This is a genomic window from Aquipseudomonas ullengensis (assembly GCF_014174475.1).
GTDB lineage: Bacteria > Pseudomonadota > Gammaproteobacteria > Pseudomonadales > Pseudomonadaceae > Aquipseudomonas > Aquipseudomonas ullengensis.
This window is the reverse complement of record NZ_JACJUD010000004.1, coordinates 284,925-307,962: the sequence shown is the minus strand read 5'-3', so window position 1 is coordinate 307,962 and position 23,038 is coordinate 284,925. Positions and strand designations below refer to the sequence as shown.

Annotated in this window: 25 protein-coding genes; 16 read left to right on the top strand and 9 right to left on the bottom strand. The window is 63.9% G+C overall.

Going from position 1 to position 23,038, the window contains the following annotated elements; all coding sequences use genetic code 11:
• Window positions 1-21 precede the first annotated feature (21 nt).
• Window positions 22-714 (top strand): response regulator, encoded by a 693-nt coding sequence (locus tag H3H51_RS13805; RefSeq protein WP_183089630.1) that lies wholly within the window; start codon window positions 22-24, stop codon window positions 712-714.
• A gap of 55 nt (window positions 715-769) precedes the next feature.
• Here H3H51_RS13805 and H3H51_RS13800 read toward each other — a convergent pair whose 3' ends face one another.
• Entirely contained in the window at window positions 770-1,786 is a 1,017-nt protein-coding gene (locus tag H3H51_RS13800; protein WP_183089629.1) for a patatin-like phospholipase family protein, read from the bottom strand.
• Between the two features lie 243 nt (window positions 1,787-2,029).
• Between H3H51_RS13800 and H3H51_RS13795 the strand changes: the two genes are divergently transcribed.
• From H3H51_RS13795 to H3H51_RS13765, 7 genes are all read left to right on the top strand, one after another.
• Window positions 2,030-2,308 (top strand): hypothetical protein, encoded by a 279-nt coding sequence (locus H3H51_RS13795; protein ID WP_183089628.1) that lies wholly within the window; start codon window positions 2,030-2,032, stop codon window positions 2,306-2,308.
• A 22-nt stretch (window positions 2,309-2,330) separates the two neighbouring features.
• Window positions 2,331-2,939, top strand: coding sequence for a flavin reductase family protein (locus tag H3H51_RS13790; protein ID WP_183089627.1), 609 nt, complete (start codon window positions 2,331-2,333; stop codon window positions 2,937-2,939).
• 102 nt (window positions 2,940-3,041) lie between these two features.
• Complete coding sequence (locus tag H3H51_RS13785) at window positions 3,042-3,959, top strand: AAA family ATPase (RefSeq protein ID WP_183089626.1); 918 nt, start codon at window positions 3,042-3,044, stop codon at window positions 3,957-3,959.
• On the top strand, window positions 3,956-4,918 hold the full coding sequence (locus H3H51_RS13780) for a DUF58 domain-containing protein (protein WP_220791002.1): 963 nt from the start codon (window positions 3,956-3,958) through the stop codon (window positions 4,916-4,918). Before H3H51_RS13785 ends, H3H51_RS13780 begins: the two co-directional genes overlap by 4 nt.
• Window positions 4,915-6,915 (top strand): transglutaminase TgpA family protein, encoded by a 2,001-nt coding sequence (locus H3H51_RS13775; protein WP_183089625.1) that lies wholly within the window; start codon window positions 4,915-4,917, stop codon window positions 6,913-6,915. Before H3H51_RS13780 ends, H3H51_RS13775 begins: the two co-directional genes overlap by 4 nt.
• On the top strand, window positions 6,912-7,673 hold the full coding sequence (locus H3H51_RS13770; RefSeq protein ID WP_183089624.1) for a CHAD domain-containing protein: 762 nt from the start codon (window positions 6,912-6,914) through the stop codon (window positions 7,671-7,673). The genes H3H51_RS13775 and H3H51_RS13770 overlap by 4 nt, the downstream gene beginning before the upstream one ends.
• 133 nt (window positions 7,674-7,806) lie before the next feature.
• Entirely contained in the window at window positions 7,807-8,604 is a 798-nt protein-coding gene (locus H3H51_RS13765; RefSeq protein ID WP_183089623.1) for an acyl-CoA thioesterase, read from the top strand.
• Here the strand turns inward: H3H51_RS13765 and H3H51_RS13760 are convergent, their stop codons facing one another.
• Complete coding sequence (locus tag H3H51_RS13760; RefSeq protein WP_183089622.1) at window positions 8,605-9,417, bottom strand: TatD family hydrolase; 813 nt, start codon at window positions 9,415-9,417, stop codon at window positions 8,605-8,607.
• Window positions 9,418-9,646: 229 nt separating this feature from the next.
• Between H3H51_RS13760 and H3H51_RS13755 the strand changes: the two genes are divergently transcribed.
• Both H3H51_RS13755 and H3H51_RS13750 read left to right on the top strand, forming a co-directional pair.
• Complete coding sequence (locus H3H51_RS13755; protein WP_183089621.1) at window positions 9,647-11,068, top strand: MltF family protein; 1,422 nt, start codon at window positions 9,647-9,649, stop codon at window positions 11,066-11,068.
• A gap of 107 nt (window positions 11,069-11,175) precedes the next feature.
• Window positions 11,176-11,610 carry a DoxX family protein gene (locus tag H3H51_RS13750; protein ID WP_183089620.1) on the top strand — a complete coding sequence of 145 codons (435 nt, stop codon included), beginning with the start codon at window positions 11,176-11,178 and terminating at the stop codon, window positions 11,608-11,610.
• Between the two features lie 42 nt (window positions 11,611-11,652).
• On the opposite strand, the gene H3H51_RS13745 is transcribed toward H3H51_RS13750, so the two are convergent.
• From H3H51_RS13745 to thpR, 3 genes are all read right to left on the bottom strand, one after another.
• Window positions 11,653-12,705, bottom strand: coding sequence for a lipase secretion chaperone (locus H3H51_RS13745; protein ID WP_328803663.1), 1,053 nt, complete (start codon window positions 12,703-12,705; stop codon window positions 11,653-11,655).
• A gap of 57 nt (window positions 12,706-12,762) precedes the next feature.
• Window positions 12,763-13,704 (bottom strand): triacylglycerol lipase, encoded by a 942-nt coding sequence (locus H3H51_RS13740; RefSeq protein ID WP_183089619.1) that lies wholly within the window; start codon window positions 13,702-13,704, stop codon window positions 12,763-12,765.
• Between the two features lie 244 nt (window positions 13,705-13,948).
• Entirely contained in the window at window positions 13,949-14,482 is a 534-nt protein-coding gene (gene thpR / locus H3H51_RS13735; RefSeq protein WP_183089618.1) for an RNA 2',3'-cyclic phosphodiesterase, read from the bottom strand.
• 177 nt (window positions 14,483-14,659) lie between these two features.
• Here thpR and H3H51_RS13730 point away from each other — a divergent pair, with 177 nt between their 5' ends.
• The gene (locus H3H51_RS13730; RefSeq protein WP_183089617.1) at window positions 14,660-14,971 is read left to right on the top strand and encodes a class I SAM-dependent methyltransferase; all 312 of its coding nucleotides are present in this window, start codon (window positions 14,660-14,662) and stop codon (window positions 14,969-14,971) included.
• Window positions 14,972-14,986: 15 nt separating this feature from the next.
• Here the strand turns inward: H3H51_RS13730 and greB are convergent, their stop codons facing one another.
• From greB to H3H51_RS13715, 3 genes are read right to left on the bottom strand one after another with little or no spacing between them, the layout of a single operon-like run.
• Window positions 14,987-15,481, bottom strand: a complete 495-nt coding sequence (greB, locus tag H3H51_RS13725; protein ID WP_183089616.1) for a transcription elongation factor GreB — start codon at window positions 15,479-15,481, stop codon at window positions 14,987-14,989.
• A gap of 42 nt (window positions 15,482-15,523) precedes the next feature.
• Window positions 15,524-18,028, bottom strand: a complete 2,505-nt coding sequence (locus H3H51_RS13720) for an ABC transporter permease (RefSeq protein WP_183089615.1) — start codon at window positions 18,026-18,028, stop codon at window positions 15,524-15,526.
• Window positions 18,028-18,711, bottom strand: coding sequence for an ABC transporter ATP-binding protein (locus H3H51_RS13715; RefSeq protein WP_183089614.1), 684 nt, complete (start codon window positions 18,709-18,711; stop codon window positions 18,028-18,030). Before H3H51_RS13715 ends, H3H51_RS13720 begins: the two co-directional genes overlap by 1 nt.
• 10 nt (window positions 18,712-18,721) lie before the next feature.
• On the opposite strand from H3H51_RS13715, the gene H3H51_RS13710 reads away from it, so the two are divergent.
• The 3 genes from H3H51_RS13710 to H3H51_RS13700 all read left to right on the top strand — a co-directional run bounded on the left by H3H51_RS13710 (window position 18,722) and on the right by H3H51_RS13700 (window position 20,704).
• On the top strand, window positions 18,722-19,330 hold the full coding sequence (locus H3H51_RS13710; protein ID WP_183089613.1) for an arylesterase: 609 nt from the start codon (window positions 18,722-18,724) through the stop codon (window positions 19,328-19,330).
• 56 nt (window positions 19,331-19,386) lie between these two features.
• Window positions 19,387-19,668 carry a hypothetical protein gene (locus H3H51_RS13705; RefSeq protein WP_183089612.1) on the top strand — a complete coding sequence of 94 codons (282 nt, stop codon included), beginning with the start codon at window positions 19,387-19,389 and terminating at the stop codon, window positions 19,666-19,668.
• Between the two features lie 73 nt (window positions 19,669-19,741).
• Window positions 19,742-20,704 carry a L,D-transpeptidase family protein gene (locus H3H51_RS13700; RefSeq protein WP_183089611.1) on the top strand — a complete coding sequence of 321 codons (963 nt, stop codon included), beginning with the start codon at window positions 19,742-19,744 and terminating at the stop codon, window positions 20,702-20,704.
• A gap of 130 nt (window positions 20,705-20,834) precedes the next feature.
• Here H3H51_RS13700 and oprI read toward each other — a convergent pair whose 3' ends face one another.
• Entirely contained in the window at window positions 20,835-21,086 is a 252-nt protein-coding gene (gene oprI / locus H3H51_RS13695) for an outer membrane lipoprotei OprI (protein ID WP_106740573.1), read from the bottom strand.
• 333 nt (window positions 21,087-21,419) lie between these two features.
• Between oprI and H3H51_RS13690 the strand changes: the two genes are divergently transcribed.
• Window positions 21,420-22,685 (top strand): hypothetical protein, encoded by a 1,266-nt coding sequence (locus H3H51_RS13690; protein WP_183089610.1) that lies wholly within the window; start codon window positions 21,420-21,422, stop codon window positions 22,683-22,685.
• A gap of 19 nt (window positions 22,686-22,704) precedes the next feature.
• Window positions 22,705-22,986, top strand: coding sequence for a GNAT family N-acetyltransferase (locus H3H51_RS13685; protein ID WP_183089609.1), 282 nt, complete (start codon window positions 22,705-22,707; stop codon window positions 22,984-22,986).
• Window positions 22,987-23,038 lie beyond the last annotated feature (52 nt).

Below are 23,038 nucleotides of genomic sequence, written 5' to 3'. Positions count from 1 at the left end.
TGAGCCGAATGAGCGAGTGATATGACGAGCAACCCAACAACCATCCTGGTCATCGACGACGAAGCGCAGATCCGCAAGTTCCTGCGCATCAGCCTGGCTGCCCAGGGCTACAAGGTGCTGGAAGGTGCCAATGGCGCCGAGGGCCTGGCCCAGGCCGCGCTGGGCAAACCGGACCTGGTGGTGCTCGACCTCGGCCTGCCGGACATGGACGGCCAACAGGTGCTGCGCGAACTGCGCGAGTGGTCGCAGATGCCGGTGCTGGTGCTGTCGGTGCGCGCCAGTGAGGGCGAGAAGGTGCTGGCACTGGACGGCGGCGCCAACGATTACGTGACCAAGCCCTTCGGCATCCAGGAGTTCCTCGCCCGGGTGCGCGTGCTGTTGCGCCAGGCCGGCGCGGGCGAGCAGCAAGAGGCGGTGGTCAGCAGCGGGCCGCTGAGCCTGGATTTCGCCTACCGGCGGGTCAGTCTGGAGGGCGTTGAGGTCAATCTGACCCGCAAGGAATACGCGGTGCTGGCCATGCTGGCCCGTCACCTCGGCAGGGTGGTGACCCAGCAGCAACTGCTCAAGGATATCTGGGGGCCAACCCATGTCGAGGACAGCCACTACCTGCGCGTGGTGGTCGGCCATCTGCGGCAGAAACTCGGCGACGACCCGGCGGCGCCGCGCTTCATCCTCACCGAAGCCGGCGTCGGCTATCGTCTGCTCGAGCTGTAGGGCGGGTGAGGGCGGGTGAAACCGATTACGCGGGTTTCACCCGCCCTACAAAGCGCTATGGGTGGTCGCTTTCGTACTTGTCCAGGGTGTCGCTGGCGATCTGCCGGCCGAGCATGATCAGCTCCGGCGCCTTGTGGAACTCGAAGAAGCGGCACACGCGCTTGGGCACGTTGATCAGGATGTCCGGCGGGTAGCCGGCGATCTTGTACTGGGTCAGCGAGCTCTGCATGGTCTCGAAGCTCTGGTTGACCAGCTCCAGCAGCGAGGCCGGCCCGACGTTGCTCAGCACATGGGAGTCGCTGGCCGAGTTGGGCGTGGCGTCTTTCTCCGCTTCGGCTAACGCCTTGCGGCTCGGCGCGCGCGCCTCGATCCACGGGTTGACCTCCACCGCCAGTTCGCCTTCTTCCTCCTCGTCGGTTTCGCGCTTGAGGAAGGGCAGACGGGCGCTGAGTGAGCCCATCAGTTGGTCGATGCGTCCCTTGATTGCCGCAGGCCGCTCGATCACTGGCAGGTGGTACTGCTTCTGGTTGAGTGAGTTGAGGTTGACCGCGACGATCAGGTCGCAGTGGCTGGCCACCACCGGCACGATCGGCAATGGATTGAGCAGGCCGCCGTCGACCAGCATGCGATTGCCCTGGGTCACCGGGGTGAACAGGCTGGGAATCGCCGCCGAGGCACGCATGGCCTTGTGCAGGCAGCCTTCCTGGAACCAGATTTCCTGCTGGTTGGTGAGGTCGGTGGCGACGGCGGTGTAGGGAATGCTCAGGTTCTCGATGTCGATCTCGCCGACGATCTCGTGGATTTTGCCGAAGATCTTCTCGCCGCGAATGGCGCCGAGGCGAAAGCTGACATCCAGCAGGCGCAGTACGTCGAGGTAGTCCAGGCTTTCCGTCCACTGGCGGTACTCATCCAGTTTGCCGGCGGCGTAGATGCCACCGATCACCGCACCCATCGAACAGCCAGCGATGCAGCCGATTTCATAGCCACGCGCTTCCAGTTCCTGGATCACGCCGATATGGGCGTAGCCGCGCGCGCCGCCCGAGCCCAGAACCAGGGCCACTTTCTTGCTCATCTTCCTTCCCCCCAAAGCATGCTTCGACCATACGCCCGTGTCAGCGCTGCGCCAAGGCGGCGTTTGCTAGTATCAGGCGGCTGGCACAATGATCGTTGTCAGGCTCTGAGATGGCCCTTCCAGGCGAAACGATACGTTGCCGATGGGGCCCCGCTGCGGCACTCTCGCCGTCGCACTTCGGCCCAGGCACTTTTGTGCCGAGAAAGCATCCATAACAGACCCCGCAGTTAAGGAAGTCTACCGATGAAACGATTGATCACCCTGTCTTTGATGGCGCTGGTGCTGACTGGCTGTGCCGGTCGCACGGCCTACCGCGAGAGCTGCGGCAGCCAGTTGGATAGCGCCTGGCGCGAGCTGGACATCGCCAAGGCTGAAGGCTTTGCCGGCACCGTGAGCTATTCCAAGGCATTCTCGCTGCTCACCGCAGCCAAGACCCAGCAGCAGTTCGAAGCCTATGAAGGCTGCACGAGCAAGGCTGAGAAGGCGCGCTTCTATATTCGTGAGTCGCGCGCCGGCCGCTAGATCGCGCTTTTGGGAGTTTTCCATGCAACTCGATTTTTCCCACCTGGCGCCTTTGGATGCCTACCGCTGGCTGGCGTCGACCGTGACGCCTCGGCCGATTGCCTGGGTCTCCACCTGCGCGGCGGACGGCACCAGCAACCTGGCGCCGTTCAGCTTCTTCCAGGTCATCAGCGATGAGCCGCCGACCCTGATGGTCAACGTTGGCACCCGTGACGACGGCAGCCTCAAGGACACCCTGCGCAATGTGCAGGAAACCGGCGAACTGGTGATCCAGTTGGTGTCGTTCGCCCAGGTCGAGGCGATGAATGCCAGCGCCGCGCAGTTGCCCCACGGCATCAGCGAGTTCGAGCAGTGCGGCATCGCCAGCCTGCCCAGCGAGCGGATTGCGGTGCCTCGCGTGGCCGCAGCGGCGGTGGCGTTCGAATGTCGGCTGGCGGAAGTGCAGCCTTATCCGCGGCAGGCGCCGAATTGCCATCTGATCTTCGCTGAAGTGCTGCTCGGTCACGTGGAGGATGCGGTGCTGGATGAGCGTGGGCGGATCGACCCGCTGCGCCTGGATCTGGTCGGCCGCCTGGGCGGCAGCAACTACAGCCGCACCCTCGATATGTTCCAGTTGGTACGTCCGAGCTGACTAGCAGGGCGACCCTCACAGTTTCGTGAGCAAAGGTTACGCCGCGCTTTGCCGCACCTGTCTGGGCCAGTAGCATCCAGGCATCAGAACAAGGAGTGAGCGATGCGCACGAAACTGGATGCCTGCCTGCAGTCGGTGAACGAGGTCCTGTTGGGCAAGGAGCCGCAGGTTCGCCTGGCCCTGGCTTGTTTGCTGGCCGGCGGGCACCTGCTGATCGAAGACTTGCCGGGCATGGGCAAGACCACCCTCAGCCAGGCCCTGGCGCGAGTGTTGGGGTTGAGTTTCCAGCGCATCCAGTTCACCTCCGACCTGTTGCCCGGCGACATCCTCGGCACCTCGGTGTTCGACAAGGACAGCGGCCAGTTCACCTTCCACCCTGGGCCGATCTTCGCCGAGCTGGTGTTGGCCGACGAGATCAACCGCGCCACGCCGAAGAGCCAGAGCGCGCTGTTGGAGGCCATGGAGGAGGGTCAGGTGACCATCGAGGGCGCCACCCGGCCACTGCCGCAGCCATTCTTCGTGATCGCCACGCAGAACCCGGTCAGCTCCGGCGGCACCTTTGCCTTGCCCGAGTCGCAACTGGATCGCTTTCTAATGCGCCTGTCCCTCGGCTATCCAGCCAAGGCGGCGGAAAAAGCGCTGCTACTCGGCGAGGCGCGTCGTGACCTGCTGCCGCGTCTGGAACCGCTGATGGATCACCGCGAACTGGCGGCGATCCAGGCGCTGATTCCCCAGGTGCGCGCCAGCGATGCACTGGTTGATTACGTGCTGCGCCTGGTCGAGGCCACGCGCAGCGAGCCGCAGTTCGCCTGGGGCCTGTCGCCACGCGCCAGCCTGGCGCTGTTGGCCGCCGCTCGTGCCTGGGCATTCCTGGCCAACCGTGACTATGTGATTCCCGAGGATGTGCAGGCGGTACTGCCAGCGGTGGTCGGCCATCGTCTGCGTGAGCGCGCCGATCCGTCCGGCCATGGTGGTGGCTCGCTGGTGCAGTGGCTGTTACGTGAGGTGGCGGCGGTTTGATCCTCACCGGTTGGCTCAAGCCGCGCTGGCGGCGCTGGATTGTCCGGCGCATTCCACCTGCGGCGCAGGTGCAGTTGAACCAGCGGCGCATCTTCATCATGCCCAATCGGGTCGGCGCCGGCTTTGGTCTGGCGCTGATGCTGATGCTGCTTGCCGGGATCAACTACGAGAACAGCTTGGCCTATGGCCTGACGTTCATGCTGGCGGCGGTGTTTATCGTTGCCATCTTGCATACCTTCCGCAATTTCACCGGGCTGATTCTCAAGGCCGGCATCAGCGGCGCGGTGTTTGTCGGCGAGCAAGCGCGCTTTCGTGTGCGCCTGGAAAGCGCCGAGTACGCTCACCAGGCCGTGGCCCTTGGCTGGCCGCCGGCCGAACTGCAGACCGTCGATGTGCCGGCGCGTGGCCAGCGCGAGTGCGAACTGAGCTTGCCGGCGCTACGCCGTGGCTGGTTGCGCCCCGAACGCCTGCGGGTGGAAAGCCGTTTCCCCCTGGGTATCCTGGTGGCCTGGAGCTGGGTCGATCTGGATCAGGCGGTGCTGGTCTATCCACGCCCGCTGGCGGGTGATCTGCCGCTCGGCGCTGGAGGCGGGAAAGATGAAGAGGACGAGGGCGCACGCGTGCAGGGACGTGGCGCCGACGATTATCAGGGGCTGAAGACCTATCAGCCCGGTGACTCGCGGCGCCGCCTGCACTGGAAGGCTTATTCGCGCGGCCAGGGATTGCTGGTCAAGGATTTTGCTGCGTTGGCCGGGCGTGACCTGTGGCTGGACTTCCTGGCCCTGGGCGGCGATCCCGAAGAGCGCCTGTCGCGTCTGTGCCACTGGGTGCTGGAGCTGGATAACCGCCAGCAACCCTACGGCCTGCGCATTCCCGGCACGGAGCTGGCACCCGACTACGGCGATGCTCACCGCGAGGCCTGTCTGCGCGCGCTGGCGCTGTACGGGGTGGCGGTATGAGTGCGCTACAGCCGATCCCGCGCATCGGCCTGATCTGGCTGCTGGTGGCGCAGGTACTGGTGATCCTGCCGCTGCTCCTGCATCTGCCGCCGTGGATCATCCTGCTGTGGCTGGCGTGTGCCGGCTGGCGGATGCAGATCTTCCGTATGCGTGCGCGTTACCCCACGAGCCTGGAACGCATCGGTCTGATCGTCGCCACCGGGGCGGCGGTGGTGCTCTCGCGGGGCAGCCTGATTGGTTTGGATGGCGGCGCACTGCTGCTGGTGGCGGCGTTCTGTCTCAAGCTGCTGGAGATGCGCAGCCGCCGTGATGCGCTGCTGGAGATATTCCTCGGCTTCTTCGTGGTGGTGATCGGCTACCTGTTCGATGACAGCCTGCTGGCGGCGGCCTACAGCCTGTTGCCGGTGGTGGCCCTGCTGGCGGCGTTGATCGGCCTGCAGCAGAGCGCGCTGGCAGTGCAGCCGCGGGCGACCATCAAGCTGGCTGCCAGCCTGCTGTTGCAAGCACTGCCGCTGATGCTGGTGCTGTTCGTGTTCTTCCCGCGCCTGGCGCCGCTGTGGAGCCTGCCGACACCGGACAAGGCGTTCAGTGGCCTGTCCGACAGCATGGCGCCGGCGGATATCGCCGAACTTAGCCAGTCCGACGCACTGGCCTTTCGCGCCAGCTTCGAAGGCACCATCCCGCCACGCCCGCAGTTGTACTGGCGCGCCTTGACCCTGGAGCAGTTCGATGGCCGGCGCTGGTCGCAATCGCCCGGCGCGTTGCACGGCGCCGCCGCGCAGTGGCAGAAACGCGGTGAGCCGCTGAGTTACAGCATCGTCATGCAGCCGAGCGGCCAGTCCTGGCTGTTTGCCCTCGATGTGGGGCAGACCGACCTGGCAGACGTGCGGCAGATGAGCGATTTCCGCTTGCAACGCGGCGATTCGGTACAGCAGAGCCTGCTGTATCAGGTGCAGTCCTGGCCTGCTGCGCTGCGTGAGGTGCAGTTGCCCGACGCGGTGGCCAAACGCACCTTGCAGTTGCCGGAGCAGGGTGACCCGCGTAGCCGCGCCTGGGCCGCCGAGCTCAAACAGGAGCACCCCCAGACGCAGGCGCTGGTCAACGCGCTGTTGCAGCACTTCAACCGCGAGCCCTACGGCTACACCTTGCGTCCGCCACCCGTGGGGCGGGATAGCATCGACGAATTCCTGTTCCGCACGCGCAAGGGCTTCTGTGCCCACTATGCCGGGGCGATGACCTTCGTCCTGCGCGCCGCCGGCATTCCGGCGCGAGTGGTGGCCGGTTACCAGGGCGGCGAGTTCAATGCGACCGGGCGGGATGTCACGGTGCGCCAGTTCGATGCCCACGCCTGGGTCGAGTACTGGCAGGCCGGGCAGGGCTGGGTGGCGGTCGATCCAACCTTCCAGGTGGCGCCGGAACGGATCGAACAGGGCCTGGAGCAGGCGTTGTCCGACGAGGACAGCTTTCTCGCCAATTCGCCGCTGTCGTTGCTGCGTTACCGCGATGTCGCCTGGTTGAATCAGCTGCGCCTGGCCTGGGATGACGTCAACTACGGTTGGCAGCGCTGGGTGCTGGGTTACCAGTCGGCCCAGCAACTGCAATTGCTGCAACGCTGGTTCGGCAGCCTGGACTGGACTCGCCTGGCCCTTGGTCTGGTCGGCGGCGGGGCGTTACTGCTGGGGGCGTTGGCCCTCTGGCTGTTCAAACCCTGGCGCCGTGAGCGTGATCCGCAGCAACGGCTGTTGCGCGGGTTTGAACGGCTGCTCGGGCGTCACGGTCTGCAGCGCGACAAGGCCGAGGGTGTGCGCGCCTTTGCCGGGCGTGCTGCGCAGGCACTCCCGGCGCAGGCCGGTGCGATTCTGGCGTTTGCCCACGAATTCGAAGCACAACGCTACGCTGGTCAGGCCGGTACTGCGCAGGCGCTGCGTCTGAGCCTGCGCCACTTGCGGCGTAGCCTGCCTTGGTGGCGGGCTCACGGAACAAGGAGAAACCCATGACGGCGTTGGTCAACGGATTGCGAGCCCAGGTACTGACACTGGAAATACGCGTACTGGCTTGTCGCGAGCGACTGCTGGCACACACCGACCCTGAGGCGCTGCACGACCTGCGCATCGCCTTGCGCCGCTTGCGCAGCCTGCTGCGCCCGCTGCGTAGCCAGGCGCACTGTGCGCGCCTGGAGCAGGCCACGGCGGCACTGGCGCAGGCCAGCGGGCCGCTGCGTGACCTGGAAGTGCTGCTGGCCGAATTGCAGGTGCGTGGCCTGGGCGAACCGCAGCGCCAGCGGCGGGCGCAGTTGGAGGAGGGCTATGCACGGCTGCTGGACGGCCTGGCACTGCAACGGCTGCTGATCCTGCTCGATGCCTGGCCGGAGGATTGTCGAGAGGCGTTGCGCGATGGCGAGTGGCAGGTGGGCGGCAAGCAGGTGCGCCACTACCTGGCCCAGCAGAGCAAGCTGTTGGGCACAGCCCTGCGCGATCCTGCCCATGACCGCCATCGTCTGCGCCTACTGATCAAACGACTGCGTTACTGCGCCGAGGCCTATCCCCGGCAGAATCACCTGAGCAAACCTTGCTTCAAGGCCCTGCGTGCGGCTCAGGGCGCGCTCGGCGACTGGCATGACCGGCTGCAGTGGTTGATCCGCAGTGAGCAGGAGCGGGACCTCGGCCCCTGTGCAGCCGCCTGGCGTGAGGAGCTGGCGCAGGCCGAAGGAAAGTCGGACCAGGCGCTGGAAGGGTTGCTCGAATACTTCTCCTGATCCCTGCAACGCGACGAAACTAGCGTGGCAGAGCTGATGCGTGGCAATTCCGTCGCTGAATTGTCTGCTCTGCCACTCCCGCCCGGGGCCGGTTTTCTCCTAAGCTTTGCGACAGACTCGAGGAGATTGCTGAATGACTTTCGCTGAACTGATCCAGGCGGTGCACAAGCGCCCGCAACACGTCGTGGTACCGGCCTTGTGGGGCCAGGGCCGGGCGACCTTTGGCGGGCTGGTGGCGGCCATGGTCTACGAGGCCATGCGTGGCAAGGTACCGGCTGGCCGCCCCGTGCGTTCGCTGTCGATCACCTTCGTCGGCCCGCTGCTGATGAACGAGCCAGTGGCTTTCGAGGTGGAAGTGCTGCGCGAAGGCAAGGCCGTCAGCCAGGTGCTTGGTCGCGCCGTGCAGAACGGTGAAGTGGTCGCGCTGGTCCAGGGCAGCTTCGGCGCTTCGCGCGAATCGGCGGTATCCGTCGCAGCCGAGCCGGCACCGGCGATGAAAGCGGTGGAAGAGTGCCAGGAGCTGCCGTACATCAAGGATGTCACCCCCGAGTTCACCCGCTTCCTGGCCATGCGCTGGGGCCTGGGCGGCATGCCGTTCACCGGGGTTGCCTCGCGGGAAATGGGCGGCTGGGTGCGCCTGCGCAGTGATGTCAGCTATGACACGGTCACCGAGGCCCATCTGCTGGCCCTGGTCGATGCCTGGCCACCGGCAGTGCTGTCGTTTCTCAAGGCCCCGGCACCGGGCAGTTCGCTGACCTGGACCATCGAGTTCGTCCACCCGATCCCCAAGCTGACCACCCATGACTGGTGCCTGTACCGCGCAGAGATCGAGCATGCCCGTGATGGCTACGGGCACATTGCCGCGCGTCTGTGGAGCCCGAGCGGTGAACTGCTGGCGCTGAGCCGGCAGACCACCGTGGTCTTTGCCTGATCAGGCCTGCGCCAGCTCCGGCAAACCGAAGAACGCCCGGGCACTGGTGGTGCTGTGCGCCGCCAGTGCTTCTTCGCTTTCGCCACGGTGCAGCGCCACTTCCCGTAGAACTTCCGTGAGAAACGCCGGCTCGTTGTGGCCGCTCTTCGGCTTGGGGCGCAGGCTGCGCGGTAGCAGGTAGGGCGCGTCGCTTTCCAGCATCAGGCGCCCCTGCGGAATGTCGCGCACCAGCGGGTGCAGGTGAGTGCCACGGCGCTCGTCGCAGATCCAGCCGGTGATGCCGATGTGCAGATCCAGGTCGAGATAGGCATACAACGCGTTTTTCTCGCCGGTGAAACAGTGCACCACGGCGGCCGGCAACCGGTCACGAAACTCCCGCAGGATCGCCACCAGCCGCTCGCTGGCATCGCGCTCATGGAGAAACACCGGCATCTGCAGCTCTACCGCCAGCGCCAGTTGCTCTTCCAGGGCTTTTTCTTGCGCCGGCCGCGGCGAGAAGTCGCGATTGAAATCCAGCCCGCATTCACCCACGGCACGCACCTGCGGTTCGCTCAGCAGCGTGCGCAGTTGGCGCGCGCTGTCGACGCTCCACTGGCTGGCATCGTGGGGATGTACACCGGCGGTGCTGAATAGACGCAGGTGGCTGTCGTCCAGTTCCTGGCAGAAGGCCAGGGCTTTCTCGCTCTCTTCGAGACTGGTGCCGGTTAGCACCAATTGGCAGACGCCGGCGGCATGTGCGCGGGCGAGCACTGCGTCACGCTCGCGAGCCAGACTCGGGTGGGTCAGATTGACGCCGATGTCGATGAGTTGCATGGTGCTACCTCAAGGGCTGAGCCGGGCAGCATAGCAGAGCTTCTATATGCAGAATAAAGCCAACAAGAACATTGAGTTAGCTATGACTTTTCATGCTCGTTACCAGCTTTTGCTGGTCGCTGACAAAGGGCTGTGAGAATCTCCGCGCCCCTCGCCGTGGAACTGCCATGCGAGCGGACGATCTCACGCGGCCAGGTCTGCCGATGACCTGGTTCAACCCGGAGGCCCGATGAGGCGAGCGCTGCTGTTGTTGCTCTGCTGGCTGGCAGTACTGCCATTGCCGGCATCGGCGCGCCTGACCGGCCTGGCGGAAAACCTGCCCCACAGCAAAACCGAGCGTGACCTGGCGCAAATCCGCAAGAGTGGCGAGCTGCGTGTGCTGGTCAACCAGAGCCGCAACAGCTCAGGTGAAATCAAGGGCCAGGCCATCGGCGTCGAATACCACCGGCTGCGCGCCTTCGAGCAATACCTCAATGACAACTCCCGCGATGGCCGCAAGCTGCAGCTGAAGCTGATTCCCCGCGCCAAGGAGCAACTGCTGGATGCGCTGCAGCGTGGCGAGGGTGACCTGGTCGCACCGGGCGAGCTGCTCGAAGCCCACGCTGGCCAGGTGGTCAGCGCCAGTGCCGCGATCCGCCGCGATGTACCGATCGTGATTGTCGGCAGCCGCGGCAATCGTCATTACCGCAAGCTGGAGGACATGGCCGGGCGCGTGTTGGTGCTACCGCGCGGCAGTGCGGCCGGCGAAGCGCTGCGTGAGGTCAATGAACGCCTTGCGCAGCGTAAGCAACCGGCGATCCTGGTCGAATGGGCCGACCCCAGCCTGGCCGTGGAAGACGTACTGGAGATGGTGCAGGCCGGGGTGTATCCCTGGACCGCCGTGGAACAACCGATTGCCGAACGCTGGGCGCGGGTACTGCCCCGGCTACGCATCGAGCGCCACCTGGTGGTGGGGCGCGAAGACGACATGAGCTGGTTCGTGCGCCGCGACTCGCCGATGCTGCGCGCCAGCATCGACCGCTTCATCGCCGGCTACCACAGCCCGGGTGACCAGGATGCGGTGTTCCAGCGGGTTTATCGGCGTATGTACAAGGTGCGCTATCCCCTGGCGAGCGCTGACCGCAAGCGCCTGGACAAGGTCAAGGCGGTGTTACAGAAGCACGGCGAGCAGCAGAAGCTCGACTGGCTGTACCTGGCGGCTGTGGCCTTCAAGGAGTCGACGCTCAACCCGGCGGCTCGTGGTGCCGGTGGCGCCACCGGCCTGATGCAGATCACCCCGTCCGCCGCACGCAGCGTGGGGGTGAGCAATATCCAGGCGCTGGACAACAACGTGCGCGCCGCGTCGCTGTACCTGGCGCGTATCCGTCGGCAGTTCTTTGCCAGCCAGCAACTGGAAGAGCATGAGCGCATGGCGTTTGTGCTGGCGGCCTACAACCTGGGCCCGCAACGGGTACAGGGCCTGCGTGCCGAGGCGCGGCGGCGTGGGCTCAATCCCAACCAGTGGTTCTTCCAGGTCGAGCGGGTGGCCATGGAGCAGTTGGGTATGGGCGTGGTCAGCTACGTCAACAGCGTGAACAAGTACTACCTGGCGTTCGAGCATGAGCGTGACCTGCTGGAACCGCGCACCGGTCGTTCGGCTGCGCGAGATTGATCGTATAAATCGATACGTTTAAGCGCTAATTTGCGCTTTTAGAATCGATAAAATCGTCTAATCTGTCCTTCAGCAATAGCCCACTCTCACTTAAGGACATCGCACCCATGAGCACTCTGATCAAAAACCTGCTTTCCACCCACGCCGGCTACGGCATCACCCTGCTGCGTGTAGTCACCGGCCTGACCTTCGCCGCACACGGTGCGCAGAAGCTGTTTGGCTGGTTCGGCGGCTACGGCCTGGCAGGCGTTGCTCAGTGGATGGAAAGCATCGGCATCACTCCCGGCTACCTGATGGCAGCCCTGGCCGGCAGCGCCGAGTTCTTCGGCGGCCTGGCCCTGGTAGTGGGCCTGCTGGTACGCCCGGCGGCGGCGTCCCTGCTGGTGGTATCGCTGGTGGCGATGTTCACCGTGCACTGGGTCAACGGCTTCTTCATCACCGCCAATGGCTACGAATACGCGCTGATGCTGGGCGTGATTAGCCTGGCGCTGCTCATCGAAGGCGCTGGCAAACTGTCGGTGGATCGCATCATCGCTCGCTGAGTCACGCGCTAAAACAAAAGGCCCGCCAAGTGCGGGCCTTTTTTATTGGGCGCTGGTCTTTTCCTTGGCCCTTGCATCCGCCAACTGCTCGGCCGCTTCCAGGCGCAGGCGTTCACGTTCATCGAAGCGGTCGCTGGTAAGCGTGTCGATGGCAGCTTGCTTGTCACCGTCACTGAGGCCTTCGTTACTCTCGATACGGGCCTTTTCCTGGCGGTAGTCGCTCAGCCGCTGTTGCCATTGCTGGCGCTGCTTGTCGAGGGCTTCCAGGCGCACCGTGGCTTCAGCGCCGACCAGTTGCAGGCGCAACTGCTGGATCTGTGCGGGGCTGGCGCCCTGAGCCTGCAGGGCGGCGGTCTGTTGATGCAGCTCGGTCTGCATCTGTGGCACGACGGCATCCTGCAGGGATTCCGGCAGGCTGGCGCGCAGCTGATCGAGGGCCTCGGCTTTCTGCTGGTCGCTCAGGTTCTGGTCCTGGCGGATGGCCAGGCGCTGCAGGGTGAACTGGTTGTAATCCTCTTCCTCGGCAAAGAAGGCCTGGTGCACATCCTGGTTGAACAGCGAGGCGCGCAGGTTATGTACGGCTTGCTCACGCTGGCGCATGGCATCCACGCTGGACAGCTGCGGCAGGCCCTTTTCCAGCTCGATCAGCTGGCGTTTGTAATCCAGGTATTGCGCGAGCAGGTTCAGCGCCTGCTCCTGGGCCGGGCCCTGCAGTTGGCTGCGGATATAGCCTTGCAGGCGTTTGACGCTGGTTTCCAGCGGCTCTTCGCCGAGGGCACTGAGGAAATAGTCGAAGATGCGGCGGATATCGCGGGTGATCAGCAGATTGCCGTTCTGGTCGACGCTGAAGCTGCCATCGACCTGAGTGCCCGCAAAGGAGGGCGGCAGGGGCTGCAGTTCGGCGGCCAGGGGCGGCAGCGGATGAGTTGCTGGCGGGCTGTCAGCAACAACATTGGGGGCTGTCATCGGTTGTGTCGCATCGGCCTGCGGGGCTGGCGAGCCAGGAGCGGTAGCGTCGATGGGGTTGAAGTAGAGCGTCAGGGCAGCACTGGCCCCGATCAGCAGTGGCAGCGCGAATAGCAGAGGTTTGTTCACAAGGCGACTCGGCGAGTGTGGGAAAAGTCCGGGGCCCGCAGGCCCCGGAGTGCAGGCTTACAAGCCGGCTGTTTTCAGGCGGTTGGCTTGCTGGCGATACACGGTCACCGGATCGGTTTCGAACAGGCTGGTTAAGCCGAAGACCTGATTGACCTCGTCGAGGTGGTTCATCCGGTAGTCGTCGCGGATTACCTTGCCCAGGTGCGAGCTGCATTTGCCGACCAGGCCGTCGGTTGGCCCGGAGAAGGTCAGCGAGGCTGCGCCGGTCAGCAGGTCGCTAACGTCTAGGGCGTTGGTCAGCGGGCTGGTGCCGCTCCACGAGTAGTAGCTGACGCCATTGACCTTGTAGGCGCCTTCGCCACAGGCCGTAGTAGGAATGCCTTGCGGGTATTTGGCATTGAACACTGCGGCGCCGGCACTGCTGAGCGACTGCAATGAACCGAGAGAGTTTTGCGCAGACGTGCTGGAGCTGCTGGAGAGGAAGTTGATCAGCGCACCGAGGCCGTTGACGATCCCCGAGACCAGCGCTTCACCGGCCGAGCCTGGAGGAATCTGGCGCAAGAAGTCGGCCGTGTCGGAGCCCTTGTGCGGGCCGCCGACGCTGGTAACCGAGGCAACCAAATCCGGGCGGACAGCGGCGACGTAGCGTGCGGTCGGGCCGCCGTGGCTGTGGCCGACCAGGTTGACCTTGCCTTTGCCGCTGATGGCCGCGATGTCTTCGACTTGCTCCAGCAGTTCTTCACCACGCAGCTCGGAGGTATTGAGCTGGCTGACTTCGGTGACATAGACACTGGCGCCATCGCTGCGCAGGGCAGACGGGATGCCGTACCAGTAATCGATGCCGAGGATGCTGTCGAAACCGAGCATGCCGTGGGCCAGGACGATCGGGTACTTGGTTTTGGTGTAGCCGGTGGAGCCGAACAGGCCGGCTTCGGCTGTGCCTGACAGGAGCAGGCTGGAGCCGATACAAAGGGCGAGCAGGGTATTTTTATTATTCATCTGCGTTCTCGAGTTGTCGTGATGCTGGGGGTAACCATCCTTGTGTCCGGCAGCCGTATCCATCCCGGATAGGCACATCAGCCAGGAGCATGCGGCATGATCTATGCCAGTTCGGCGATTTTTTAGGGCGAAGGCTCTAAACGGGCGTTTGAAATATTGAACCGCGATTCACTCTTTTGCCGTAGTCGGCGGAGGTGTTACGCATAGGAACAGTTCGCAACACTCAAATTGTGTCCGCGCTGATTCAGGCTGCTACCAGTGGCCAGCGCTGCACGGCGCGATAGTGCGGATCGCCATCGCGCTGTTCCGAGACGAACAAGGCGAACTCGCGGACCTGCCAGGTAATTGAGCAAGGGGCGGGCTGCTCGGGCAGGTGGCTATGGCGGGCCAGCGTTACATGCGGCTGGTACGGCTGAGAATCGTGGGAGATGCCTGCATGATCGAGACGCTGAATCAGGTTTCGCTGCAGGGCGAGCAGTTCTTCGGGTATGTGCTGCGGTGCGAGGTGCAGTAGCCCGCCAGGCCAGCAGGCGAGCTGTTCCAGGCGCAGCTCAAAGACCGTGGCGGACAAGCCAGCGGCCAGCTGTTCGAGGCGCGGCAGCAGGCTACTGGGCTGGGCGCCGAGGAAGGCCAGGGTCAGGTGAAAGTTGTCGGGCAGCACGAGCTGGCCCTTAAGGGTCATGGGGCGGCGCCATTGCTCCAGTTGCTCGGCTAGCGGAGCCGGCAGGGGCAGGGCGAAAAACAGTCGCAGGTGCAGCTCTTCGGCTTTGTTGCTCATGACTACCTCTGGCAGGCGGCTTGACAGCGTACCGGGGCATTTTTAGGATTGCCGCCACAGCGCCGATTTAAGAGCAACTTGCGGGGCGCCGCCCGGTTGGGCAAATACCGCTAAAGCGCTGGCCGGTGTCGCCTCTCACCGCTGTCCGGCAGTGACTTTGAGGCTGAGACCGTCACCATGAGCTGCCCACGTCCCCATCTGCGTTTTTCCCCGGTATTTCCTGCGGCGTCCAGCCGCCATCCCCATGTGCTGCTGGTAGGCAGCCATCAACCTCATTTGCTGCGTTACCTGGATGGCTGGCCCAAGCACTGGGCGGGCGCGCGTAACTTCCTGATTCGTTTCGCCGGGCCGCAAGCGCAGTCGCTGCAGGCATTGCCGACGGATAGCTTCGACCTGGTGGTAGTCAGTGCCGAATCGCTGCCGGTCACTGCCGAGCTGGTCGGGCAGTTGGTGCGAGTAGCACGCCAGGGCTTGATCAGTCTGCGTTGAGGCCTATGGCAGACCCTAGTAGTCGATCGCGGTGATGTAGTAGCTCTGCTCGCCGCTCGGTGCCTGCACTCGCACTTCGGCGTCCAGGGCCTTGCCCACCAGGGCGCGGGCCAGGGGGGAGTCGATGCTGATCAGGTTGAGTTTGAGATCCAGCTCATCGGGGCCGACGATGCGGTAGCGGGTTTCGGCGCCCTCATCATCCTCCAGCGTCACCCAGGCGCCGAAATACACCTTGGCCGGGTCGGCCGGCCTCTCGCTGACCACCTTGAGACTTTCCAGGCGTTTGGTGAGGAAGCGTACGCGGCCATCGATCTCGCGCAGCATTTTCTTGCCGTAGGTGTATTCGGCGTTCTCCGAGCGGTCGCCTTGCGCTGCCGCCTCGCTGACCGACTGGGTCACCTGCGGTCGGCGTACATGCCAGAGTTCGTGCAGCTCGGCGCGCAGGCGCGCTTCGCCCTCGGGGGTGATCAGCGGGGTTCCGGCGGTGCGCGGTGGGCGATAGCGGCTCATGGTGCTCGGGAGTCGGGAAGGTCGAAGGATTCTACTGGCGACTCAACTTTCCCGCAGCACCGTCAGCGGGCTGCTGTTGAGCGCCCGCCGCGTACCCAGCACGCCGGCGCTGGCGATCAACAGCGCACCGAGCACGGGCAATAGCAGCAGCCAGGGGTGCGGTTGCCAGGGCAGGTCGAGGGCGAAACGGTAGAGCAGGAAGCTCACCAGCTCGCAGCCGAGTGCGGCCAGCAGGCCGCTGGCCACGCCGAGCAGGGCGAACTCGGTACGCCGGGCCGCGATCAGCAAGCGTCGCTCGGCGCCCAGCGCGCGGAGCAGGGCGCCTTGGCGGATGCGCTCGTCGAGCGTGGCCTGCAAACCGGCGAAGAGAACGGTCAAGCCGGCCGCGAGGACGAACAGCAGAACGTATTCGACGGCCAGGGTGACCTGGGCCAGGATGCTGCGCAGTTGATCGAGCAGCGCTTCAACCTGCAGTAGCGTCACTGCCGGGAAGGCTCTGGACAGCTCGACCAGTTGGCGCTCGCTGTGTGGCGGCAGGTAGAAGCTGGTCAGGTAGGTGGTCGGCAGGTCCTGCAGGGTGCCGGGCTGGAAGACCATGTAGAAGTTCGGCTGGAAGCTGTCCCAGTCGACCTTGCGCAAACTGCTGACCCGCGCCTGGCGCTGCATGCCGCCAACGCTGAAAGTCAGCACATCGCCCAGTTCGATCTGCAGGCTCTCGGCCAGGCGGGACTCGACCGAAACATCCGGCAGGTCGCCGGCAATCGCCTCCTGCCACCAGCGGCCGGCGAGGATTTCGTTGCCGGTAGGCAGGTGTTCGGCCCAGGTCAGGGTCAGGTCGCGCTGGGTCGCACGTTCGCCCTCGGAGTCCTTGCTGACGCGCTGGGTAACGGGCTTGCCATCGATCTCGGTAAGACGTCCGGCCACGGCCGGATACAACGGCGCCGGGTTGGGCGACAGCTTGGCCAACTGGGCGACGAAGGCATCCTTGTCGGCCGGCAGTACGTTGAGGGCGAAATGATTGGGGGACTCCGGCGGCAGCTGGTTCTGCCAGGTATCCAACAACTCGCCTCGCAACAGGGCGATCAGCGCCATGGATAGTAGAATCAGGCCGAAGGCCAGGGACTGACCCGCGGCCGCCAGTGGATAGCGCAGCAATTGGCCGAGGCCCAGGCGCCAAGGCAGGCTGGCCCGTGCCAGCAGGCGGCGCAAGCTGTGCAGGCCGGCGACCAGCAAACCGCCGAGTATCACGGCTGCGAGCAGGCCGCCGCCGAGCAGCGCCAGGGTCAGTTTGAGGTCCAGGCTCAGGCGCCACATGATCAGGCCCAGCGCCAGCAGCGCCGCGCCATATACCAGCCAGGAACTGGGCGGCACCGGCAACAGATCGCGGCGCAGGACGCGCAGCGGCGGTACACGCCCAAGCGCGGCCAGTGGCGGCAAGGCGAAACCAGCCAGGGCGACCAGGCCGGTGGCAATACCGGCCAACGCCGGCAGCACGCCGCCCGGCGGTACGCCCGCGGGCATCAGGCCGTGCAGCAGTTTGAACAGCACCAGTTGGCCGACCCAGCCGAGCAGGGCACCGAGCACGCTGGCGAGTAGGCCGAGCAGTGCCAGTTGCAGGGCGAACAGGGTCAGCGCTTCACGGCGCGACAGGCCCAGGCAGCGCAGCAGGGCGCTGGCATCGAAGCGGCGGGCGGCAAAGCGTGCCGCGGAGAGGGCTACGGCAACCCCCGCTAGCAAGACGGCAGCCAGGCTGGCCAGGTTCAGGTAGCGCTCGGCCTTGCCGAGGGCGCCTCCGATCTGCCGGTTGCCGGAGCGAGCGTCCTGCAGCTCCTGATGGGCGGCCAATGTCGGCTCCACAGCTTGTCGATACTGTTGCAGCGCCGCATCGTCACCGCGCCACAGTTCCCGATAGCGCACGCGGCTGCCCGGCTGCACGATGCCCGTAGCGGCCAGGTCGTCGAGGTTCATCAGTACGCGCGGGGTCAGGCTATAGAAGTCGCCGGCGCGGTCTGGTTCGTAGGTCAGTACCCGGGCCAGACGCAGTGGCAGGCTGCCGATCTCGATCTGCTGGCCGATTTTCAGGTCGAGTGCCGTCAACAGGCGGGCTTCGACCCAGGCTTCGCCCCGGCCGGGCCCTCCGCCAACCTGTTCCGGCTGGTAGGGCGCGGCGGCGCTTTTCAGCTCGCCGCGCAACGGGTAGCTGGCACTGGCTGCCTTGACGCTGGACAGCTGAATGCCCTGGTCAGTGGCGACCACGCTGGAGAACTCGACCGCCTGGGCGTGCTGCAGGCCGAGCTGCTTGCCTTGTTCGATCTGCTGCGCGCTGGCCGGAGAGCTGCCACTTAACAGTAAGTCGGCGCCAAGGAATTCGGTGGCGCGCAGGAGCATGGCGCCGTTAAGCCGGGCGCTGAAAAAACCGATGGCGGTACTGGAGGCCACTGCGATCAGCAGGGCGAAGAACAGCACGCGCAACTCGCCAGAACGGGTGTCGCGCAGCAGTTGGCGCAGCGCCAGGGCCAGCAGGCGAGAGAGCGGGGTGCGGAGCATCAGGGTTCCACGCTGTCGATCAGGTGGCCACCTTCCAGGCGGATCAGGCGTCGGCAGCGATGGGCCAGGCGCTCATCATGGGTAACCAGCACCAGGGTGGTGCCGCGTTCCTTATTGAGGTCGAAGAGCAGATCGCTGATGCGTTCGCCGGTGTGACTGTCGAGGTTACCGGTTGGCTCGTCGGCGAACAGCACAGCGGGCTCGGCAGCGAAGGCGCGGGCAATCGCCACGCGCTGTTGTTCGCCGCCGGAGAGCTGGCGTGGGTAATGGCTCAGGCGCTGGCCTAGGCCCACCCGCTGCAGCAGCTCACGAGCCAGCTCGCGGGCATCACGGCGGCCCTTGAGCTCCAGCGGCAGCATGACGTTTTCCAGGGCGTTGAGGTTGTCCAGCAACTGGAAGGACTGGAAGACGAAGCCGACCTGTTCGGCGCGAACCCGCGCACGTTGATCCTCATCCAGTTGGGCCAGGGCGTGGCCGGCCAATTCGACTTCGCCTGCGCTAGGCAGGTCGAGTCCGGCGAGCAGACCGAGGAGGGTGGATTTGCCCGATCCGGAGCTGCCGACAATCGCCAGGCTGTCGCCGCGGGCGAGGTCGAAGCTGAGGTCGTGCAGGATGGTCAGCTCGCCTTCCGCGCTGGAAACCACTTTGCTAAGGTGTCGCGCTGAAAGAATGCTAGCGCTCATGGAGAGTCCGATGCGTGCGTCGTGGTGGTTGAGCGGTGCGCTGGCACTGCTGTGTTGGATGCAGGGCGCGCAGGCGGCCACCTTGCTGGTCGTGGGCGATAGTATCAGCGCCGCTTTTGGCCTGGATACCCGCCAGGGCTGGGTCAATTTGTTGCAAAAACGCCTCGAACAGGGCGGTTCGCCATACCAGGTGGTGAACGGTTCGATCAGTGGCGACACCAGTGCAGGTGGCCTGGCGCGCCTGCCGGCGCTGCTTGCGCAGCATCAGCCGCAGTTGGTGATCATCGAGCTGGGCGGCAATGATGGCCTGCGCGGCCAGCCTCCGGCGCAATTGCAACAGAATCTTGCTGCGATGATCGATCAGTCCCGTGCGGTGGGTGCCCAGGTGCTGCTGTTGGGCATGCGCCTGCCGCCTAACTATGGCGCGCGCTACACCCAGTCCTTTGCCGAGGTTTATGCCACTCTGGCCAAGGACAAGCAGCTGCCACTGGTGCCGTTTTTCATGGAGGGCGTGGGCGGTGTCGAAGGCATGATTCAAGCCGATGGCATTCACCCCAGTGAGGCGGCGCAGGAGCGGCTGCTGGAGAACGTCTGGCCACTGCTTAAACCGATGCTCTGAGCCTTTCCCGCCTGCTGGCTTTCGGCTATCGTGGCGGCCCCTCCCCGGAGCACCCAATGCCGCGCCCTGCCTGGTCCCTGCACGCTTATCATTTGATCGTCCCGGACGAACAGCTTGACCTGTTCGCCTGTCGCGAGGCTCGCGTGCACCTGGTGGCTCGGCAGCTTGAACTGGGCGGTTTCGCCGATCGCACGTTGTGCGGTGGCTTGCTCCCAGCGCAGCCGGTGATGCGCGAGGTGGAGCGGACCAGTTTGCGTGACAAGCGCCTGTGCCTGGCCTGCAAGGCGGTGCTGGATGCCCAGCGCCAGGGCGAGCGCCCCGTCTGGTCAGGCGCCTGAGGTTTCCCGGCATGCGGGCGCCCGGTGTACAATTGCGCCCTTTCCATTAGCCATTTCGCCAAGGATTTTCCGGATGTTGTCGCGCGTTCCTGCCGTCGCCCGTTCCCTGACACTAGCCAGCCTCTTTGCGGCTGGCCCTGTTGTGGCTCTCGAGCTGCCCTTGCCGCCGCCTGGCGAAGATATCGTCGGTCAGGTGCAAGTCATCAAGGCCAAGTACGAAGACACGTTCGCCGACCTCGGCGTAGCCAATGACCTTGGCTATCTGGAGATGGTCGCGGCCAACCCGGGCGTTGACCCCTGGCTGCCGGGCGAGGGCGCTGAAATCGTCCTGCCGACGCGCTTCATCCTGCCGCCGGGCCCGCGCGAAGGCATTGTGATCAACCTGGCCGAGTACCGCCTGTACTACTTCCCGAAAGGGCAGAATGTAGTGCACACCTTCCCCCTGGGGATCGGCCGTGAAGGCTGGGGTTCGCCGATCGCGCACACCACCATTACCGCCAAGACGCCGAATCCGGGCTGGACGCCGCCGGCGTCGATCCGTGCCGAGCACGCTGCCGATGGCGATCCGCTGCCGGCTTATGTGCCGCCAGGCCCGGATAACCCGCTGGGGCCGTTCAAGTTCACTCTGGGCACTCCGGGTTACCTGATCCACGGTTCGAACAAGAAGTTCGGTATCGGCATGCGCGTCAGCCACGGCTGCTTCCGCATGCTCAACCCGAATGTGCTGGAGTTGTCGAAGATGGTGCCGGTTGGTACATCGGTACGCATCCTCAACGAGCCGTACAAGTTCGGAATCAGCGGCGGCAAGGTTTACCTGGAGGCGCATGCACCGCTGGACGATCAGGGCGAGCCGTCGGTGGTCGACAAGCACACGGCAGTGATCAATGCGCTGCTCAAGCGTGATGACCTGGCCGGCCGCCTGCGTCTGGATTGGGAAGTGGTGCGTGATGTGGTAGCTGCCGAAGATGGCCTGCCGATAGAAATTGCCATACCGCAGGATGCAGTAGCACACACCGAGGTGCCGCTCGAACTCTGATTCTGCTGCTTGTCCAGAGAACCCACTGCGCGGTGACGCCGGTGGGTTTTTTAATGCCCGTCATTTATTGCAGGCATTAAAAAAGCCGACTCGGTAAACCGAGTCGGCCTCTTCAAAGCCTTGGCAAGTATTACTTGCGGCTGGCTTTTTCCAGCATGCGCAGAGCGCGCTCGTTGGCTTCGTCAGCAGTCTGCTGAGCCTTTTGAGCAGCAGCCAGAGCTTCGTCAGCTTTGCGGTAGGCTTCGTCAGCACGGGCCTGAGCACGAGCAGCTGCGTCTTCGGTAGCAGTCAGACGAGCTTCGGTTTCTTTGGAGATGCTGCTGCAACCGGTAGCCAGAACAGCTGCCAGGGCCAGAGCAGAGAATTTCAGAACGTTGTTCATCGTGTTCCCCTTAAGGTGGACTTTCCGTAAAAGCAATTTCCCGACCTTGGGAAATTAGCCGGGCTACATACTACCCATTACTTGTAGTAAGTAAACTGACCTGATGCAAGGGAAGCAAAAAAATCCCATTTCTGCACAAGTTTTTATCTTTTTGTATGAAAAGCATACAGTTCTGGAGTGTTGGCAAGGCACTCAGGGTGCTCTTTTACGTACTTGGACGATGAACTGCTACGCCTTTACCGCGCGGATGGCTGGCATATTGCCGGCCTGTTAACATCGACAGCACCAGCCACCCGGAAGGTTGTGGTACCGGCACATTTCAAGGAAGTCCAAATGTCGAAACTCGTTAAATGGGGTTTGCTGTCGATTCTGGTGATTGCACTGCTAATCAAGGTTTCACTTTGGTTGTCGGTACGTTCGATCATGAATGATGCGGTGCAGCAGCTCTCACCTTTCATGCAGATAACCTACCGGGGCATTACCTCATCCTTTGACGGGCGAGTGGGTGTTGAGGGCATCAAGGTGCATGTGCCGATGCTTCGTGACGAGTTTCAGATTGAGCATGCCGAGCTGAAGTTCAAAGGCCTGATGGATCTGCTGTCATTCAAGGAGCGACTAGGCGAGGGCAAGTTTCCTGAGCAGATGGCCGTGAACATCAAAGGGCTGGCACTGGAAGTCCACGGGCCGTTCATGGAAATGCTCAAGCAGCCCCCCAAGGGGAAGGACCTGCAAACGGCATTGGCCAGCGTCGCGTGTGGCGATGCCAACACTATTGGTGTCGACCAGTTGTTGGCGATGGGTTACCGCACTCTGGAAACCGATGCGCAGCTCTCCTACCTGTACCAGCCGGGCGCGCAGACCCTGACCTTTAATATGACGGCCGATACGCGTGACATGGGCGAGTACCGAGTGAGCCTGTCTCTGGCCAATATGTCGGAGAAACCGGGTGATCTGCGGGTCAATCCGCCGCGCGTATCGATGGTTACCGTCGAGCTCAACGACAACCAGTACCAGCGCAAGATCAATAGTTATTGCGCGGGCAAGATGGGGCAGAAGGACGAGGTCTATCTGCAGACAGCGCTGGATCACCTCGATGCGTCGTTGCGCGCCCAGCGGATCGCCTTGGATCCCAAGCTCCTTGAGGCGCTGGGCGGTTACTTCAAGGATCCGCAGGCGCTGCGTGTCGAGCTGAGTCCGACCGAGGGCATGACCTGGGACGGCCTGCAGTTTTTTGAGCCTAAGGATGTGATTGCCATGCTTCGACCGGTGTTGCTGATCAATCAGCAATCGGTGGAACCCCTGGCTTTTTCCTGGGTCGATCCCAGAGTGGCGCGCAATCCCGAGCCTGACGAATTGGTTCGTGCTGAAGCGGTCGAGCAGGTACAGGCTACGCCCCAATATGAGTTTGTCAGCGTCGCCAGCCTGCCCGATTATGCTGGCAAACGGCTACAGTTCATCACTTATGATGGCGTGTATTACCAGGGCATCTTGCATAAAGTGGAGAGCGGCAAGGCTTTCCTGAGTGTGCAGTTCGGCACTGGGTCGGCGGAGATGTTTCTTCGCCTGGAAAAGATCGATAAGGTAAGGGTTCTTTTCTAGGACCCGCTGAGGAGCAGAAATGAGCGAGGCGTTATCCATTCGTCATGACCAGTCCGGTCACCAGTTCGAGGCCGTCATCGATGGTCATCGGGCCTATCTGGCTTATATGGACCTGGGCAAACAGACGCTGGATATCTACCGGACCTTCGTGCCCAACGCCTTGCGTGGTCGCGGTATTGCAGCCGCGCTGACGGAAGAGGCGCTGGCCTATGCCGAGGGGATGGGCTACAGCGTGATTCCGTCGTGCTCTTATGTTGAACGCTATATGGAGCGGCGCCAGCGCCAGCAGTCGAAGCACTGAAAAATCGCCACATGCAAAAACGCCGGGCAATGCCCGGCGTTTTTGTCTGCGC

Bases quoted from the DNA above. Each gene is read 5' to 3' on its own strand.
- H3H51_RS13805 (WP_183089630.1), top strand. From the start codon at position 22: ATGACGAGCAACCCAACAACCATCCTGGTCATCGACGACGAAGCGCAG.
- H3H51_RS13800 (WP_183089629.1), bottom strand. From the start codon at position 1,786: ATGAGCAAGAAAGTGGCCCTGGTTCTGGGCTCGGGCGGCGCGCGCGGC.
- H3H51_RS13795 (WP_183089628.1), top strand. From the start codon at position 2,030: ATGAAACGATTGATCACCCTGTCTTTGATGGCGCTGGTGCTGACTGGC.
- H3H51_RS13790 (WP_183089627.1), top strand. From the start codon at position 2,331: ATGCAACTCGATTTTTCCCACCTGGCGCCTTTGGATGCCTACCGCTGG.
- H3H51_RS13785 (WP_183089626.1), top strand. From the start codon at position 3,042: ATGCGCACGAAACTGGATGCCTGCCTGCAGTCGGTGAACGAGGTCCTG.
- H3H51_RS13775 (WP_183089625.1), top strand. From the start codon at position 4,915: ATGAGTGCGCTACAGCCGATCCCGCGCATCGGCCTGATCTGGCTGCTG.
- H3H51_RS13770 (WP_183089624.1), top strand. From the start codon at position 6,912: ATGACGGCGTTGGTCAACGGATTGCGAGCCCAGGTACTGACACTGGAA.
- H3H51_RS13765 (WP_183089623.1), top strand. From the start codon at position 7,807: ATGACTTTCGCTGAACTGATCCAGGCGGTGCACAAGCGCCCGCAACAC.
- H3H51_RS13760 (WP_183089622.1), bottom strand. From the start codon at position 9,417: ATGCAACTCATCGACATCGGCGTCAATCTGACCCACCCGAGTCTGGCT.
- H3H51_RS13755 (WP_183089621.1), top strand. From the start codon at position 9,647: ATGAGGCGAGCGCTGCTGTTGTTGCTCTGCTGGCTGGCAGTACTGCCA.
- H3H51_RS13750 (WP_183089620.1), top strand. From the start codon at position 11,176: ATGAGCACTCTGATCAAAAACCTGCTTTCCACCCACGCCGGCTACGGC.
- H3H51_RS13740 (WP_183089619.1), bottom strand. From the start codon at position 13,704: ATGAATAATAAAAATACCCTGCTCGCCCTTTGTATCGGCTCCAGCCTG.
- thpR (WP_183089618.1), bottom strand. From the start codon at position 14,482: ATGAGCAACAAAGCCGAAGAGCTGCACCTGCGACTGTTTTTCGCCCTG.
- H3H51_RS13730 (WP_183089617.1), top strand. From the start codon at position 14,660: ATGAGCTGCCCACGTCCCCATCTGCGTTTTTCCCCGGTATTTCCTGCG.
- greB (WP_183089616.1), bottom strand. From the start codon at position 15,481: ATGAGCCGCTATCGCCCACCGCGCACCGCCGGAACCCCGCTGATCACC.
- H3H51_RS13720 (WP_183089615.1), bottom strand. From the start codon at position 18,028: ATGCTCCGCACCCCGCTCTCTCGCCTGCTGGCCCTGGCGCTGCGCCAA.
- H3H51_RS13715 (WP_183089614.1), bottom strand. From the start codon at position 18,711: ATGAGCGCTAGCATTCTTTCAGCGCGACACCTTAGCAAAGTGGTTTCC.
- H3H51_RS13710 (WP_183089613.1), top strand. From the start codon at position 18,722: ATGCGTGCGTCGTGGTGGTTGAGCGGTGCGCTGGCACTGCTGTGTTGG.
- H3H51_RS13705 (WP_183089612.1), top strand. From the start codon at position 19,387: ATGCCGCGCCCTGCCTGGTCCCTGCACGCTTATCATTTGATCGTCCCG.
- H3H51_RS13700 (WP_183089611.1), top strand. From the start codon at position 19,742: ATGTTGTCGCGCGTTCCTGCCGTCGCCCGTTCCCTGACACTAGCCAGC.
- oprI (WP_106740573.1), bottom strand. From the start codon at position 21,086: ATGAACAACGTTCTGAAATTCTCTGCTCTGGCCCTGGCAGCTGTTCTG.
- H3H51_RS13690 (WP_183089610.1), top strand. From the start codon at position 21,420: ATGTCGAAACTCGTTAAATGGGGTTTGCTGTCGATTCTGGTGATTGCA.
- H3H51_RS13685 (WP_183089609.1), top strand. From the start codon at position 22,705: ATGAGCGAGGCGTTATCCATTCGTCATGACCAGTCCGGTCACCAGTTC.